Raw genomic sequence first — 931 nt, 5'->3', positions numbered from 1 at the left:
CGCCAATTTGCTTCGAGATCGCAGCGACGGCTGGAATCACTTCACTCGCGTCCAGACGACGCGACCCGAGCACCGCCGTGGCATGAGGCTGCACGAGCGCATTAACCCACCACTCTCCGCGCTGTTCAAAGAAGAGCACGTAGGTCTGACCAACGTTGAAAGTGCCTATCCCACAGAGGCTGCCGCCGCCTGTTTCCACAATGTGGCCTGAATACTTGCCCTTAAGCACGTGCTCAACCGACACGGTTGCCAAAGACACTCCTGCTTCACGCTGCACCGCAATGACTTTCGCCTGAAGCACGACCGCAGCTTGGCTCAGCGCAGTCTCCACCGTGGGCGGGCGCCAACTTGGCAAAACGCTGCAGGCAGCCGCCTCCTGCGACAGACTTAGCAGCGAGAGCAACGTGACCAGGATCATGCGCATGGGGTTCTCGGCTCCTTGTGCTGCTGATTGTCCGCAGTCGCTAAGCCGCCCTCCACGGTTTCAATCACGGGCAAGGCCAAAGATGTCAGCGAATGCGGCTCCATGCGCCTCCTGCCCGCCGCCAATAGATACTTGGCCCAGCTTTGATGGGCAGTGAAGGCATGGGCAAGGTCAGGATGTGGGTGACGGCTGGTTGGTTGGCCACAGCCAGCGTGCAAGCACTGGCGCAGCCGGTCGCGTGCGGGCCGTACCGTGTCGCCTTGTACGAATATGGTTCGCTGGCCTTTCGGCGTGCGGGGCTGAGCACGGCGGGCATAGACGTCGACATCGTCGATGAAGTGGGCCGTCGGACCGGCTGCAAGTTCGAGACCTTTGTGGACTCCAGGGTCCGCACCTGGGCCGACCTGGCCCATGGCGGCCTCGACATGACGGTGTCGGCCATCGAGACGGATGAACGCAATGGTTTTGCGCGGTTTGTGATCTACATGAGCGGGCGCAACCGGCTGC

1 protein-coding gene and 1 pseudogene are annotated in these 931 nt (G+C 61.8%); one reads left to right on the top strand and one right to left on the bottom strand.

Translation table 11 applies throughout. The annotated features are described in order from the left end of the window. A partial coding sequence (locus ACXJKR_RS33575; protein WP_457326545.1) for a hypothetical protein occupies positions 1 to 424 on the bottom strand: 424 nt, incomplete at its 3' end. 146 nt (positions 425 to 570) lie between these two features. Here ACXJKR_RS33575 and ACXJKR_RS33570 point away from each other — a divergent pair. Next, positions 571 to 931 (top strand): annotated as a pseudogene (locus ACXJKR_RS33570) (hypothetical protein); the annotation flags it as partial.

It is taken from the genome of Roseateles sp. P5_E11, assembly GCF_054049355.1.
Note: the sequence above shows the minus strand (reverse complement) of the source record. Positions and strands in the feature narration are given on the sequence as shown.